This is a genomic window from Streptococcus mitis SK597, from assembly GCF_000148545.1.
Lineage (GTDB): Bacteria > Bacillota > Bacilli > Lactobacillales > Streptococcaceae > Streptococcus > Streptococcus mitis_C.
On the sequence record NZ_AEDV01000078.1, the window covers coordinates 12999 to 28897 of the forward strand.

The window sequence follows — 15899 nt, forward strand, 5'->3', positions numbered from 1 at the left end:
TTATTCTCCTAGCGTTTGGTAGATTTCTCTGACGAGGGCTTCCGTATTTTCCCAGCCAAGGCAAGGGTCTGTGATAGACTTGCCAAATACTTCTGGCTCATTTTGTCGACCATCTTCCAGATAAGACTCAATCATAAAACCACGAACGAACTGCTTGATTTTTTCATTCCAAGCACGATTAATCAAGGTCTGGCGGACAATTCGGATTTGTTCCATATACTGCTTACCAGAATTGTCATGATTGGTATCAATGATGATAAAAGGATTTTCCAAGCCCATTTTCTCATACTGGGCAATGGTGTCAATTAAATTGTCATAATAGTAGTTGGGAATATTTTTTCCATACTCATTAAGAGCACCACGAAGAATGGCATGCGAAAGCGGGTTCCCAGTTGTTTCCACTTCTTTTCCTAGGAAAAGGAAACTTTGCTTGTTTTGAGCAGCATAAATCCCATTAAACATAACATTGAGATTTCCAGATGTTGGATTTTTAAAACCAGTCGCAAAATCTGCTCCACTTGCCACAAAGCGGTGTTGCTGGTCTTCAACTGAACGGGCACCAACTGCCATGTAAGAAATCAAATCATCCACAAGCGGAAGATTTTCAGGATAAAGCATTTCATCAGCCGTTGTCATACCTGTTTCTGTGATAACACGATAGTGAAGATGGCGAACAGCTTTGATTCCGTTGATAAGACTAGGCGCTTCTGTCGCGTTAGGCTGGTGAATCAATCCCTTATAACCATCTCCGTTGGTACGGGGTTTAGCAGTATAAACACGCATAACCATAAAGATACCGTCTGCCACTTCTTCTTGCAAAGCTGCCAAACGCTTAGCGTATTCAAGGACAGCTTCTTCATTATCAGATGAGCATGGCCCAATTACCAAGAGAATTCGCTGGTCTTCTCCACGTATAATGGCTTCAAGCTCTTGATCGCGCTGAGATTTTCTCTCCAAAGCCTGGCCTTCTAATTTTGATAAGGCACGAACTTCTTCAATATTAATTTTAGGACTTTTTGCTGTAAATACCATAACTCATCTCCTTATAAATCAAACGGATACCAAGTAAAAATTTACTTTTCACAAGGTATCCGCCTCTAAACTATCTCATTTTATTGTCTTTTACCGTGACAGTTTTTAAACTTCTTACCAGAACCACATGGGCAAAGTTCATTCCGTCCAATCTGGCTCAAATCCAAATCTTCAGGCATACTTGCTTGGTGGGCAGCAATATTACGAGTCGCTGTTGTACTGATATGGCGTTCTGCCTGTGGTCTTTCTTGTTCATGAATTTGTGCTTTCATCATCAAGCGTGTCACATCAAACTCAATCGAACCAATCATATCATTAAACATACGGAAACCTTCTGCCTGATACTCAACAACAGGGTTGTTCTGAGCATAGCCACGAAGTCCAACCGCGTTACGCAATTGATCAAGGGCATCGATATGATCTGTCCACTTGTTATCCACCACTCGTAGAATCAAGACTTTTTGGAATTCTTTAACTGCTTCTTCATCGCGTAGTTTTGAAACCTGACTATCGTAAACCTTCAAGGCACGTTGGAAAAGCTCTTCCTTAATAGCCTTATCAGACAAGCCTGACAAGTCTTCCATCGTAATAGAATCTTCTGGAAGCAAGTTGTACTTAGCAAAGTTCAAAATTGCCTCTAGTTTTTCATCTTGTTTGGCACGCGCATGACCATCAACGACACGTTCAATCGTGCGTTTGATCATAGCCTGAATTTCAGGTGCCAAGTCACGGTCTGCAGTGATGACATCATAACGTTGAGCATAGATAATCTCACGTTGTTCACGCATGACATCATCGTATTGAAGGACTTGTTTACGAGTATCGTAGTTATTTCCTTCGACACGTTTCTGAGCTGCTTCAACCTGACGCGTCAACATACGAGACTCAATGGCCTCTTCAGACATATTCAAGCGTTCAAAGATGCCTTTCAAGCGTTCAGAACCAAAACGTTTCATCAAATCATCTTCAAGAGAGAGGTAGAATTGTGACTCACCTGGATCTCCTTGACGACCTGAACGTCCACGAAGCTGGTTATCGATACGACGGCTTTCATGACGCTCTGTACCAATAACACAAAGTCCTCCAAGTTCACGAACTCCTTCACCAAGCTTGATGTCGGTACCACGACCGGCCATGTTGGTTGCGATGGTAACAGCACCACGTTGACCAGCATTCATGATGATTTGGGCTTCTTTATAGTGGTTCTTAGCATTCAAGACTTCGTGAGGAACGCCAGCTGCAACCAATTTCTTAGAAATGTAATCACTGGTTTCAACTGCTACTGTACCAACCAAGACAGGCTGACCTTTTTGGTAACGAGCCTTAACGTCTTCGACAACCGCCTTAAACTTAGCCTCGATACTTGCATAAAGAAGGTCTGAGTGGTCAATACGTTGAACAGGACGGTTGGTTGGGATTGGAATAACACGAATGTTGTAAATTTCACGGAATTCTTCTTCCTCAGTCTTACCTGTACCCGTCATACCAGACAATTTCTTGTACATACGGAAAAGGTTTTGGTAAGTGATTGAGGCAGATGTCTTGGTTTCATCCTGGATTGGCACACCTTCTTTAGCTTCAATGGCTTGGTGCAATCCATCAGAATAACGACGACCTTCCATGGTACGACCTGTAAATTGGTCGACAATCAAAATTTCTTGTTCTTCGCTCACCACATAGTCAATATCGAGAAGCATGATGTAGTTGGCACGAAGGGCGTTATCAATAAAGTGAGTAAGAGCTACGTTTTCGATGTCATAGAGGTTTTCAAGCTTGAAGTAGCTTTCAGCCTTGTCAATCCCTGAATCAGACAAACCAATAGTCTTAGACTGCACATCGATGATGTAGTCGTCTTTGTCCAAAGATTTTACATAGTGGTCTGCCATGTGGTAGAGCTGACTGGTTTCAACTGCATTAGCACCTGATACGATCAAAGGTGTACGGGCCTCATCAATCAAGATTGAGTCAACCTCATCGACCAAGGCATAGTTAAGCGGACGTTGTACCATGTTTTCAGCACGAACGACCATGTTATCACGAAGGTAGTCAAATCCGATTTCTGAGTTGGTTGAGTAAGTAATATCACACTCATAGGCTTCTTTTTTCTCCATTGGAGATTTGGCAGCCAAGTTAATTCCTACTGACAAGCCAAGCCATGAGTACAATTCACCCATTTCAGTCGCGTCACGTTCTGACAGATATTCATTGACCGTAACTACGTGAACCCCTTTACCTGAAAGGGCATTGAGGTATACGGGCATAGTCGCAGTCAAGGTTTTTCCTTCCCCTGTACGCATCTCTGGCACGTCACCATGGTGAAGAACGATTCCCCCCATGACCTGAACCTTATATGGGAAGAGGCCTAGGACACGTTTGGCACCCTCACGGACAACCGCAAATGCTTCATAAAGCAATGAATCCAGTGATTCTCCATTTTGATAACGTTCTTTAAATTCAACTGTTTTTGCTTTTAGTTGGTCATCAGTCAAAGCAGCCATTTGGTCTTCGTATTTGAAAACCTTGTCAGCCATCTTTTCCAGACGACGGATTTCTCCTTTATCATTTTCGATAATTGTTTTTAAAATATTAGCCATGTTTTTCCTTACTTTAAATTCCGAATATTTTAGAATGTTCTTTTAATTTTAGCACAATTACTGATTATTTTCAAGGAAGAATCCCCATTTTGAAAAGGAAAAAGAGGCTAGTTTCCAAGCTAACCTCTCTGACTTTTATGATGATTTAATTGCCAACAAAAATCGGCAAAATCGCAAATAGGATAAATAGATTTATCCAAAGAGAAAAACAGCAGATCAATCCAAAAACAAAGAGACTGACTTTCTTGGACAGCAAGGCCATCAAAATAGACAGAATACCAAAAACTAGCAAGACTTTCTGTATGATTAAGAGATTGATAGATATTCCCAGAACTGGTTTATCCCAAGGAACAAAGAAGAAAGCCAGCCAGATCAGCAGAACTAAACCAATATAGACCTTAGAATAGCGTGTAATAAATGATTTTAGATGTGCCATAAGCTACCTCCTAGGATTGTATATCCTTTAAATATTGTATGTGTCCATTTTCGACAACTAATACATCTGTGCAAAGGTCTGAAATATCTTCCGATATGTGTGACGTCAGGATAACCAGACTATTTTCTTTTTTCAGGTAAGATAAAATGACCTGTTTGGTTAACCTCACACTCTTCTCATCTAAAGCATTCATAGGTTCATCGAGAAAGAGTATAGATGGTTCGGCAATAAAGGCTTGAATCAAGGCCATTTTTTGTTTCGTTCCTAAGGATAAATGACGGTACTCAACGTCTTCAAATTCCTGTAAATCATAATATTGGATCCAATCGGCAATTCTTTTTTCCGTAACTTTAGATGAAAAACACCTTAACAATTCCAAATTTTCTCTAAGGGATAAATGAGATAAAAACTCGACTTTTTCAATTAAAACCCCTGCATCCTGAATATAATGATTTTTTATCCCGTAGACTTCCCCATCTTGAAGAACTTTTCCTTTATCAAGCTTAATATAACCAGCAAGTATCTTTAAAAGAACTGTCTTACCAGATCCATTATCACCTTTAAGACCATAAATATTTCCTGATTGAAAGACCAGATTCAACTCATTTAAAATAGGTCTTTTCCCATAAATTTTCTGTCCATTTATAATTTCAAGTCTCATCGTTTATCCTTTCTTAAATTTCTCTTCCAAGCGACTAAGAATCAACATAACTAATAAACTTAAGAGTACTAAATACACTGTTACAATATGATCCATCATCCATTCTTGTCCCACAAATGCTAAAAAATAGAGAAAAAAGGAAAAACCAGCGCCCGCACTAATAAGTGCTATCAGATAAGACAGTAACAAATACAACATCATTAACTGAGCAAGTAAAAAGAAGAGAGCAACTGTTTTAAAATAAATTCCTAGAGGAAGTAAACCAAGAAACCAGACAAATAAATCTTGAATAAAAAATTTAGAAATGACAACCAATCGTTTCCTTGTATAATCGAAAAAGGAGCTTGATTGATAGCGAATCAAGTGATGGTAATGGTCTGCCAAATCACTTTCAAGTAAAATGACAGAGAGCCATCCTACCATGAAAAGCGAAAGGTTTAACAAGAGTTTGGGGATTTCTAAATTCACTTCAGAATAATCATTATAGGAAAAGATTGAAATCAATTCTCTCTTGAAAAAGAGAAAAGCATCCTGCTTTTGAACCGCTGTTGACAATAGATAGTTTATCAAAATCATCATCAGAACTATGCGAAGTAGTAAAACGATCTTTCTCTTTAGCAAAATATTGTTAAAGTTCTTAAACATTATCTTCATATTTTTTAAGTACCATATAAGGGACAACATAAAGGATATAAGGAGTAAAGAGTTTCATCAAACTTACATCCCCATAGCTAGCTTGCATCAAACTCGTCATAGGAACCATATAGTAAGGCAAGGCACTATAGAGTAACATAGAACCAAGCCATAGAAACATCAAATAGGCAATTGCCGAACGAGTCACATTCCCTAAATAATCAACTATTTTTAAAAAATAGACTGCATTGATGAAAATACCGATTAGTAGGACACAAGTAAAGAACAAATAGCTTTTTATCTCTCCATCTAGGAATCTTTGTAAACTACTCCCATCAGAAAATAGAGAATTCCATTCCAGAGGCGAAAAAGTCCCAAAGAAATAAGTTATGATTGCAATTATCAGCACAGTCACTAAATATATCAAACAAGGGATACTTGCAACTTGCAAAATCAACTTTCTTTTTAACCCTTGATAACTCACTTCTCTTCCAATACTCAATCGTAAAACTTTATTTTTCAACTCAATATATTGAAAACCTAGCAAAACAATGATGATTGGAATAATAAATGATTGATAAAAACCTAGATTGAACTGGAGAATACGAAAATCTAATGCTGATTTTAATAAGTCATTTTTAATTTGCTTGTCCATCGAATTTAGCTAGATCGGGCGCATGAATATCAAAAAAGAAATAAGTCATCAAAACATCACGATAAACCAAAGTAAGAAAAAGCAAAGTAAGCAAGACATAAACAAATTTATGCCTTGCCAAAGTTAAGAGAGGAATCTTCATAAGCCACCTCCTACAAATAGAAAGTAATATAATACTCAATGAAAATCAAAGAGCAAACTAGGAAACTAGCCGTAGGTTGCTCAAAGCACTGCTTTGAGGTTGTAGATAAGACTGACGAAGTCAGTTACATATATAATCCAAGGCGACGTTGACGTGGTTTGAAGAGATTTTCGAAGAGTATAAATCAATGCCTTCCGCCTTTAGACTTTCCTAGTTCTCGTCTCAAGCGAAGCATTTTTTTGAAACAGAAATAAGTTAACCTATTCAGACCAATAGCTAGCAGAATAAAAAGAAACCAAATGCCCCATAACTTGATAACTGTCAAATTTCTCAAGACGATATTGAAAAACAGAACTGAAATAACTGTCCAAGCAAGGCTAAAAAGAGCATAGAGGGGAATGTAAAACCAGTAAAAATAGTAAAAAATTGGGAAAAATTTACTTTCTCTATTATCCTTTTCAATCCAATTGAAAAAGTAAAACCAGGGAAATAAGATTATAAATTTAAACAAATGTTTCATCGACACCTCCTTTTTGATAGCGTTTTCTTCAACTTCATTCTATCAAAAAAATCTGGAAATGTCATTCCAGATTCTACTTTTTTATTTACGTTTTCTTGCGATGAGATGGATTGGGGTTCCTTCAAAGACAAAGGCCTTGCGGATTTGATTTTCCAAGAAACGCAGGTAAGAAAAGTGCATGAGTTCTTCTTCGTTGACAAAGATAACAAAGGTTGGTGGTTTGGTTGCCACTTGGGTCGCATAGAAAATCTTAAGGCGTTTCCCTTTGTCTGTTGGTGTTGGGTTAATGGCAATAGCATCCATAATCACATCGTTCAAGACAGCTGATGGAATACGTGTGTTTTGACTTTCACTGATTTGCTTGATCATCTCAGGAAGTTTGTGGAGACGTTGCTTGGTCAAAGCGGATACAAAGATAATCGGTGCGTAAGGCAAGTATTGGAACTGCTCACGGATATCTTCTTCCCAGTTTTTCATAGTGTGGTTGTCTTTTTCAAGCGTATCCCACTTGTTGACCACGATAATCATCCCTTTACCAGCTTCATGGGCAAATCCTGCGATACGCTTGTCGTATTCACGGATGCCTTCTTCCGCATTGATAACCATTAAAACCACATCTGAACGGTCAATAGCACGCATGGCGCGCATAACGGAGTATTTCTCGGTATTTTCATAAACCTTACCAGACTTACGCATCCCAGCTGTATCAATCATGGTAAACTCTTGACCATCTGTATCTGTAAAGTGGGTATCAATAGCGTCACGCGTTGTTCCAGCAACAGGACTAGCAATGACACGGTCTTCTCCCAAGATAGCATTGATCAAACTTGACTTTCCAACGTTTGGACGACCAATCAAACTAAACTTAATGACATCTGGATTTTCTTCCTCATATTCATTTGGAAGATTTTCTACGATGGCATCTAGCACATCCCCTGTACCGATACCATGGACAGATGAGATAGGCAATGGTTCGCCCAAACCGAGGGCATAAAAATCATAGATATCATTTCGCATCTCAGGGTTGTCCACCTTGTTAACCGCGAGGATAACTGGTTTATGGGTCTTATAAAGTTTACGGGCTACGTATTCGTCTGCATCGGTAATTCCTTCCTTACCAGACACGACAAAGACGATAACATCTGCTTCTTCCATGGCAATTTCTGCCTGGTGCTTGATTTGTTCCATGAAAGGAGCATCGACATCATCGATTCCTCCTGTATCAATCATGCTAAAGGAACGATTGAGCCACTCACCCGTCGCATAAATACGGTCACGTGTCACTCCTTCGACATCTTCTACAATGGAGATTCGCTCACCAGCGATCCGATTAAATAGGGTTGATTTCCCAACATTGGGACGTCCTACAATGGCAATAGTTGGTAGGGCCATAATTTCTCACTTTCTACAATAACTTCTTCTGTTCAAGATTTTTTCTAGTTGAGCTTGGTTCTGCTTGACCAAACTGTTCTGCTAGGCGCTGACTCCAGCTTGTGGTCGCACGCGCCCCAGCATAGTCAGCCTGTACACGGTCATAAGCTTCGATTGCATCAGTTGACTGTTCTTGGTATTCTTCCTCAAAGACAACATTCTCCAGTGGCAGTCTTGGTTTCACATCATGATGTTGATTTGGCACACCTAGCGCCATCCCAAAGACAGGATAGGTGTAGTCAGGCAGGTTAAAGAGCTCTGCCACTTCTTCTGACTTGTAACGGACCAAGCCAATGATAACTCCCCCATAGCCCAAACTTTCAGCTGCCAGCAGGGCATTTTGACCAGCAAGAGCCGCATCAACCGAACTAATCAAGAGACCTTCCACACCTTGGGGTTGGAATATATCAGTATGAAGCTGAGCTCCCTTTTCTGCACGGTTCAAATCTCCGACAAAGAGAAGGAAAACAGCAGACTGGCGAATGGCTTCTTGAGGCACCAATTCATATAAAGCATCTTTCTTTTCTTGACTTCGTACCACAATCACAGAGTAAGATTGGAAATTTTTCCAAGACGAGGCCATTTGGGCTGCTGTCAAGATTTCAGTCAAGTCTTCCTGAGGAAGGGCTTGCTCCTTAAACCTGCGCACTGAAGTGTGAGCCTTCATTAATTTAATCGTTTCTGTCATCGACGGTTCACTCCTTCTAAACGAGTCTCCTCAGCCAAATAACGGATGCGTTCCATGACCCGTCTAGCTTCCCAGATTTCGTCATTTCCATGTTTCCCTTTAGCAAAATGCTGCTCCAAATCTTCAAAGTCGAAGTTGGATGTGAAAAAGGTCGGTAAATCTTCCTGCATCCGATATTGGAGAATGACCTGCAGGATTTCGTCACGCACCCAAGCTGTTGATTGCTCGGCACCAATATCATCTAAAATCAGGACTTCAGACAGTTTAATCTCATCTACCAAGGTCTTGACATTACCATCACCGATAGCATTTTTAACATCAATGACAAAGCTAGGATAGTGGAGAAGAGTGGATGAAACACCACGTTTTTCTGATAAATCATGAGCTAAGGCAGCCACCATAAAACTTTTACCCACACCAAAGTCTCCATATAAGTAAAGACCTTTTCGAATAGCTGGATATTGCTCCACGAAGGCTAATAACTTTTCAAAAACTGGCAAGCGCTCCAAATCATCCAAGTCTACTTGAGCCAAACTAGCTTGCTTGAGACTGGCTGGCAGATTGATTAACTTGAGACGGTTCTTAATAGCCGCTTCTTTTTCCGCCGCGATTAGTTCAGGAGTTTCTTCGTAAGAAACATCCGCATAACCATGATTCATAACCAAAATCGGCTTGTAGCCTTTGGCAATATAATCCGTATCCCCACGGAGAAACTTGTCACGCTCGGTGATGTACTGATTAAACTTGGAGATACTGCGATTTAATTCCTCTGGGCTGAGGGATTCTTGCTGGATAAAGGCCGCAACATCAGGGTCCTTCATGATTTTCTGGACCAAATCTTGATAGTGAAAACGGCTGGGTTGACGTTTGAGTACGTCTCCGACACTTTCCATCTAATCTCCTCCTTTTTCTAATCGAGCTAATAGTTCTTGTTTCTTACGTTCTAGTTCCAGACGAGTTTCCTCGCTAGTTTCATTCTTATAATCTGGATTGCTCCACTTGGGTACATTGGACTTGGCAGGACTCGGTTTACTGCCTTTTTGAGCCTGACTCTTCTGCCCTCGCTCACGGATCCGAAGAACTGCCTCTTCTGCCGAATGAATCTTTTGATAGGCATAGTCATTGGCTACCTTCATGGCATATTTCTCATTGATATTTGCCGAATCCACCTTATTAAAGGTCAATAAGAGAATGATATTGATAACTTCGTCCAGCAAGCCCAAGCCAGCCATCTGTTGCAAGAGTTCTCTTTCTGTTTGGGTAATAGTTCCCTTGCGTGTTTGCTTGATTTCTGCCAAGAACTGCAATGCAGTTTTACTTTTGGCCTCTTTGATAATGGTTGCTTCCTTAGGACTAAAGTCAGAGGAAACAGGTTTTTGAGCGATTTTTTCCCGCATGCGTTTGGTTGAAATAACCTGGGAAACAGCTGTTGACTTAGCCAATTGATAAGTCTCAAACCAAGTCCATTTCTTCTCCTCGGCAATGGCAAAGAGGTTTAAGACATCAGACTGCTCATCCGCAAAGCGAAGCCCATCTCGAGCCATGAGCTGACGAAAATGGTCTAAGTCAAAATCGTTGGCCACTTTCTTCTTGAGACTAAGGTCTTCTTGACTTCCCAGTTCTGCCAAGTCTGGAAAGACTTGATTGAGTGAGACAGGTATTTCTTCTCCCTCAGCACTCTCAACTTTCAAATCCTCCACAGCGGCATCGCCAATTTTTTTCTCCAAGAGTCTGCGATAAACAGGATGTTCCAAGAAATCCTGACTAGATAGAGGGGCATGGAGGGCTAGCTGATAGGTATCCCCCTTTTGATAGAGAGTCAAGAGATTAAAAGCAGATAAGATTTTCAATGATTTTATCAGTCTATCCATCCCAAAGTTGAGATGATTGAGGATACTTGAAAAAAGATATTCTTTTCTACCATTATCCCAAAAACTAATCGTATAAAGATAAAGGCTCAGTGCCTCCTGACCGATAATCGGGAGGTAGCACTGTACCAGAGATGAGGTATCTTGCGACACCCGATTATTCTTTAGATAAGAAAAACGGTCAATTGGCTTCATTTATCTTTCCTTTTTCTTTTTAGAGGACTGGGTGATTTGTTGGAGCAAGCTCTCTAGCTCACTGACATCCTTAAAACTACGATAGACACTGGCAAAACGTACATAGGTAATCTCATCTAACTCAGCCAACTCCTCCATGACGAGTGAACCGATGTCCTCACTTTGAATTTCATTTTCATTTCGACCACGGAGTTTCTGTTCGATACGATTGACTACCATGTTGATTTCATCACTTGACACAGGACGTTTCTGGGCTGAGCGGATAATTCCATTAAAGATTTTATCTCTGGAGAATTGTTCCCGTGTGCCATCTTTTTTAACAACCACTAAGGTTCTTTCTTCTACTCGTTCGTAGGTTGTAAAACGGTGCTGGCATTCGTCGCACTCACGTCTTCTACGAATAGTGTTCCCTTCTTCTGCTTGGCGACTATCGATAACACTTGACTTGGTAGCCCCACATTTTGGACAACGCATCCTTTCCCTCCTTATCGTTTTCTTTTCATTATACCATTTTTTAAACGATTCCCAAAACAATTCTTCTTTTTGCTTGACAAGTTTTTTGTTTTGTTGTATTATTTAATTAAGACAAAAAGATAAAAGAAAGGAGAACAAGATGTCCTGGACATTTGACAACAAAAAACCCATCTATTTACAGATTATGGAGAAAATCAAGCTTCAGATTGTTTCCCATACACTGGAACCCAATCAACAACTTCCAACCGTGAGAGAGCTAGCGAGCGAGGCCGGTGTCAATCCCAACACCATCCAAAGAGCCTTGTCAGACCTCGAACGAGAAGGATTTGTCTACAGCAAGCGAACAACTGGACGATTTGTAACTGAGGATAAGGAACTGATCGCCCAATCACGCAAACAATTATCGGAAGAAGAATTGGAACACTTCGTTTCCTCCATGACCCATTTTGGCTATGAAAAAGAAGAACTACCAGGCGTAGTCGGCGATTATATTAAAGGAGTTTAAGCCTATGTCATTACTAGCATTTGAAAATGTATCCAAATCATATGGAGCAACACCAGCCCTTGAAAATGTTTCCCTTGAGATCCCAGCTGGAAAAATCGTTGGTCTTCTCGGTCCAAACGGCTCAGGGAAAACAACATTGATTAAACTAATCAATGGCCTCTTACAACCAGATCAAGGACGTGTCCTCATCAACGACATGGACCCAAGCCCAGCAACCAAGGCCATCGTAGCTTATTTGCCGGATACGACCTATCTCAATGAGCAAATGAAGGTCAAAGAAGCCCTAACCTACTTCAAGACCTTCTATAAAGATTTCAATCTTGAACGCGCCCATCATCTACTTGCAGACCTCGGCATTGATGAAAATAGTCGTCTCAAGAAATTATCAAAAGGGAACAAGGAAAAGGTACAACTGATTTTGGTTATGAGCCGTGATGCTCGTCTCTACGTTCTGGACGAACCTATTGGTGGAGTGGACCCAGCAGCCCGTGAGTATATCCTCAATACCATTATCAATAACTACTCACCAACTTCTACCGTTTTGATTTCTACCCACTTGATTTCTGATATCGAGCCAATCTTGGATGAAATTGTCTTCCTTAAGGACGGAAAAGTCGTCCGTCAAGGAAATGTAGATGATATTCGCTATGAGTCTGGTGAATCCATTGACCAGCTCTTCCGTCAGGAATTTAAGGCCTAAGCAAAGGAGATTATTATGTTTTGGAATTTAGTTCGCTACGAATTTAAAAATGTTAACAAGTGGTATTTAGCCCTCTACGCTGCTGTGCTAGTCCTTTCTGCCCTTATCGGGATACAAGCGCAGACCTATAACAATCTGCCTGTCAAAGAAAGCCAACCTGTCCTACTCATTTTTCTAGCAACTGTCTTTGGGGGGTTGATGATTACACTGGGGATTTCAACCATTTTCTTAATCATTAAACGCTTCAAAGGTAGTGTCTATGACCGACAAGGCTATCTGACTTTAACCTTGCCAGTTTCTGAACACCATATTATCACAGCCAAACTAATCGGCGCTTTTATCTGGTCGTTGATTAGCACTGCTGTCTTACTCCTATGTATCTATATTATCTTACTGTCAACAAATTTTGATGAAGTTCAACTTTCTATTCTTCTATCATTTGTTGGAGAACATTTTACCGGCTTTGGTCTTACTGTCTTATCCTTCCTGCTTAGTACAATTTCATTTATCCTCTGCATTTACTTGGCCATTTCCATCGGACAACTTTTCAACGAATACCGTACAGCACTCGCTGTTGCAGCCTACATTGGTATCCAAATCGTCATTGGATTTATTGAAGTCTTCTTCAATACCAGTACTAACTTCTATATTAATTCACTTGCAGGATTTAATGATAATTTCTATATGGGAGCAAGCGTAGGCATTGTTGAAGAACTCATATTCATAGCTATCTTTTACCTCGGAACCTACTATATCTTGAAAAATAAGGTTAATTTGCAATAGTTTCATAACAATCAAAAAGGATAACATCTCATCACAGAGAGGCTATCCTTTTTCTTTTATCTCATTTTCTGTCTAACTTTATTTAAAAAACAAATCCTTTTAAATCTGATTTAAAGGTCTTGTTTAATTTCTCTATTGTGACACTATCATTATATTCCTTACATATTTTCATAGCTTTGGAACATTCTTTTTTACCTAACTCTACCTGATTCGTTTTTATGAGATAAATACCTTTTAAAAAAAGTAAATAAGTCTTTTCAAAATAATATCCTTGTCTAGTCAGTAAATTTTCTAAATCATCTATAAAAAATTGAGCGCTATCTAACAAATTATTTTTTAATAATAATTCTAAATTAAATAAATATAAAGGAATTACTCTATGTGTTCCCATATCTGTTTTTAAAAAATGTCGTGTTTTCTTGATTACCACTCTATATAGTAAGCTTATGGTTTTAGTGTTCATAAAAAACACCGAATTATAGAAAATTTTCAGTTCATACTCCATCCAATTATCTACAGAAAGCAAATACTTGATTAACTCATTACATTTAGATGTATTGTAAGGAAGGTTTGCAAGGCGATTAATCTGTTGTTCAGCAATCGATTTTATGTGACAATTGCATAAACTTTTTTCCTGCTTTTGTTTTAGCTCTATTTTCTTTATTAGTTCTTGTAACAAAATGATATCTGAAGAGTTTACAGCATGTTCTAGTTCTTCAAAAAAGCATTCTTTTTTGGAATAATAGCAATGGACTAATTCTTCAAATTCCGAAAATGAGATCCCCAGGCGATTTAACAACATGTAAAAATGATCAATAGATAATTTTGTAATCCCATTTTCGAAACGAGAAATAGTTGACTCACTAATCTTATCACAAGCCAAATCTTTAAGACGAAAATTTTTTGAAATACGGATATCCTTTAAAACTGCTCCAAAATTTTCCATACTATCCCTCTTCCATTTCTGCAAAAAATTAAACCTGTTTTTTTTATTTGTGATATGATTATGATTATACAAAAATAAAACAGAAAGGACAATATGATTATGAAAAAAATTTTATTGCCATCAGTTGCTTTACTGAGCTTAGCGTCAACACTAGCAGTAAATAGTCCAGTTTCTGCTCAAGAATCTATCTCTCCCTAGGATTATAGTCACTCCAATGGTAGTGTCGTTGGTGGTATAAACATTCTGACGGTTCTTACACTAAAAACGGGTGAAACATCAACAAGAGCAGTACCTATTGAAGATGTTAATACTATGTAAAAGGTTTTTAGTAACCAAAACTTTAGTAAAGTTGTTCGTTTCCCAGATAAAACAAAAGCTGAGATTATTGCAAATATGCAAGAACTATTTAAATCTTCTATCAAGAACGATGTGAACCACCTTTACTTGTCATGGAGGAAAAAACTGTACGAAATCTATTAGTAGCGATAAAACGGTATTTACAGGTTGGGATTCACTTCAAAATAGAATGATTTCGCCTATGGCAGACACCAATACTAACGGAAAAATCACTTTAGAGGAACTGTATCAATACTCTTATCCTCTAGTACTTGAAGATGCATCAAAAATTCACGAAGAGCAACATGTATCAGTTTATCCAGAAAACAGCCAATTTGTTTTATTTCAAAAATAAGGAGTTAAGAAAATGAAAGTATCAAAAAAAATCACACTATTTGGTTTGTCTCTAGCAGGTTTAGCTTTACTAGCTTTCCCTCATTCAGGTCAAGCCTTTGAGCTTAAAGAAGTTTGGCGTGTTAAAGGAGGAGTTGTGTATCAAGATGACAAAATTCTTCGATTTAACAATGGTCATAGCATAGATATCAAAGTCTTGGATTTACCAAAAACTGAGAAAATTGAGTGGAGGGTCAGTCTCAATGGTCAAGATCAAACTGTCAATTTCCTAAGTCAAGAAGTGGATAGATCCAATATCGGAGAAGAAGGACATTACCTGAATTTCTATGTTCCTTATGGCTATAGAGGAGATATCAAGGTCGAGGCCAAGAGCGGAAATGAAGTAAAAACCTGGTCCACTAAAGTGGTAGATGATGTATATAATGGTGGAAAGAGTGGCTACTATCGTATTAAAGAATCAAATGATCAATACACCTACCTTGATACTAAATGGGACTATCAAACTAAGACCTACACTGCTACCTTACCAGAGACTATCAATGGTCAAAAAGTCTTTGCTTGGGCAGAGGAGTATGATAATATTAAACTTGTAAAACCAGGGACTATCAGTCATTTCTACAAAGGGGGGGGAGTCTTCAGAGAACTTTATCCGATTGTAAAAGCAGAAAGCTGGCTAAATCTAAAAAATAGTGACGGTGAAACCTGGTACTATCAAAAACAAGGACAATTAGTTCAAAATGCTTGGGTTAAGGACAAGGGAACTTGGTACTTTATGAATGATAAAGGAATCATGTTCAATCAAACTTGGCTCTATCAAGGTGGCAACTGGTATGCCTTTAAATCATCAGGAGCTATGATTGCTAGTGATTGGCTATATGATAATCACTCTTGGTATTACCTAAAAGACTCAGGTTCTATGGCGACAGGTTGGATCAAAGATAGTGGA

General features: G+C 39.0%; 17 protein-coding genes and 1 pseudogene. 5 read left to right on the plus strand and 13 right to left on the minus strand.

The features are described from left to right. The 12 genes and pseudogenes from SMSK597_RS10085 to nrdR all read right to left on the minus strand — a co-directional run bounded on the left by SMSK597_RS10085 (position 1) and on the right by nrdR (position 11329). The gene (locus tag SMSK597_RS10085; RefSeq protein ID WP_000232188.1) at positions 1-1032 is read right to left on the minus strand and encodes a 3-deoxy-7-phosphoheptulonate synthase; all 1032 of its coding nucleotides are present in this window, start codon (positions 1030-1032) and stop codon (positions 1-3) included. Between the two features lie 80 nt (positions 1033-1112). After that, on the minus strand, positions 1113-3626 hold the full coding sequence (gene secA, locus SMSK597_RS10090; protein WP_001274072.1) for a preprotein translocase subunit SecA: 2514 nt from the start codon (positions 3624-3626) through the stop codon (positions 1113-1115). 145 nt (positions 3627-3771) lie between these two features. Continuing rightward, positions 3772-4062, minus strand: coding sequence for a membrane protein (locus SMSK597_RS10095; RefSeq protein WP_000940704.1), 291 nt, complete (start codon positions 4060-4062; stop codon positions 3772-3774). A 10-nt stretch (positions 4063-4072) separates the two neighbouring features. Beyond that, entirely contained in the window at positions 4073-4723 is a 651-nt protein-coding gene (locus SMSK597_RS10100) for an ABC transporter ATP-binding protein (protein WP_001235272.1), read from the minus strand. 3 nt (positions 4724-4726) lie between these two features. Continuing rightward, positions 4727-5368: a hypothetical protein gene (locus SMSK597_RS10105; protein ID WP_025169699.1), complete on the minus strand. Its 642-nt coding sequence runs from the start codon at positions 5366-5368 to the stop codon at positions 4727-4729. Then, a pseudogene (locus tag SMSK597_RS10110) lies at positions 5361-6153 on the minus strand (hypothetical protein). The gene SMSK597_RS10105 and the pseudogene SMSK597_RS10110 overlap by 8 nt, the downstream one beginning before the upstream one ends. Positions 6154-6337: 184 nt before the next feature. Then, positions 6338-6673, minus strand: coding sequence for a hypothetical protein (locus SMSK597_RS10115; RefSeq protein WP_000681322.1), 336 nt, complete (start codon positions 6671-6673; stop codon positions 6338-6340). Between the two features lie 81 nt (positions 6674-6754). Beyond that, positions 6755-8065, minus strand: coding sequence for a ribosome biogenesis GTPase Der (der, locus tag SMSK597_RS10120; RefSeq protein WP_001207696.1), 1311 nt, complete (start codon positions 8063-8065; stop codon positions 6755-6757). Between the two features lie 13 nt (positions 8066-8078). Beyond that, positions 8079-8792 carry an NADPH-dependent oxidoreductase gene (locus tag SMSK597_RS0102910; protein WP_000140821.1) on the minus strand — a complete coding sequence of 238 codons (714 nt, stop codon included), beginning with the start codon at positions 8790-8792 and terminating at the stop codon, positions 8079-8081. After that, a complete protein-coding gene (gene dnaI / locus SMSK597_RS10125) occupies positions 8789-9685 on the minus strand; it encodes a primosomal protein DnaI (RefSeq protein WP_000446500.1) in 897 nt (298 codons plus the stop codon). Before dnaI ends, SMSK597_RS0102910 begins: the two co-directional genes overlap by 4 nt. Beyond that, positions 9686-10855 carry a DnaD domain protein gene (locus tag SMSK597_RS10130; RefSeq protein WP_000802374.1) on the minus strand — a complete coding sequence of 390 codons (1170 nt, stop codon included), beginning with the start codon at positions 10853-10855 and terminating at the stop codon, positions 9686-9688. Next, positions 10856-11329: a transcriptional regulator NrdR gene (gene nrdR, locus SMSK597_RS10135; RefSeq protein ID WP_001203672.1), complete on the minus strand. Its 474-nt coding sequence runs from the start codon at positions 11327-11329 to the stop codon at positions 10856-10858. Positions 11330-11468: 139 nt separating this feature from the next. On the opposite strand from nrdR, the gene SMSK597_RS10140 reads away from it, so the two are divergent. Genes SMSK597_RS10140 through SMSK597_RS10150 form a run of 3 tightly spaced genes read left to right on the plus strand, consistent with a single transcriptional unit; the run spans position 11469 to position 13317 of the window. Beyond that, the gene (locus SMSK597_RS10140; protein WP_000119149.1) at positions 11469-11834 is read left to right on the plus strand and encodes a GntR family transcriptional regulator; all 366 of its coding nucleotides are present in this window, start codon (positions 11469-11471) and stop codon (positions 11832-11834) included. Positions 11835-11838: 4 nt separating this feature from the next. Next, the gene (locus SMSK597_RS10145) at positions 11839-12534 is read left to right on the plus strand and encodes an ABC transporter ATP-binding protein (protein ID WP_000054205.1); all 696 of its coding nucleotides are present in this window, start codon (positions 11839-11841) and stop codon (positions 12532-12534) included. Between the two features lie 15 nt (positions 12535-12549). Continuing rightward, positions 12550-13317 carry a hypothetical protein gene (locus SMSK597_RS10150; RefSeq protein WP_000498758.1) on the plus strand — a complete coding sequence of 256 codons (768 nt, stop codon included), beginning with the start codon at positions 12550-12552 and terminating at the stop codon, positions 13315-13317. An 82-nt stretch (positions 13318-13399) separates the two neighbouring features. Here the strand turns inward: SMSK597_RS10150 and SMSK597_RS10155 are convergent, their stop codons facing one another. Further along, positions 13400-14263 (minus strand): helix-turn-helix domain-containing protein, encoded by an 864-nt coding sequence (locus SMSK597_RS10155; protein ID WP_000427007.1) that lies wholly within the window; start codon positions 14261-14263, stop codon positions 13400-13402. Between the two features lie 538 nt (positions 14264-14801). Between SMSK597_RS10155 and SMSK597_RS13955 the strand changes: the two genes are divergently transcribed. Both SMSK597_RS13955 and SMSK597_RS0102920 read left to right on the plus strand, forming a co-directional pair. Next, the gene (locus SMSK597_RS13955) at positions 14802-14954 is read left to right on the plus strand and encodes a hypothetical protein (protein WP_004238369.1); all 153 of its coding nucleotides are present in this window, start codon (positions 14802-14804) and stop codon (positions 14952-14954) included. A gap of 12 nt (positions 14955-14966) precedes the next feature. Continuing rightward, a partial coding sequence (locus SMSK597_RS0102920) for a hypothetical protein (protein WP_000868698.1) occupies positions 14967-15899 on the plus strand: 933 nt, incomplete at its 3' end.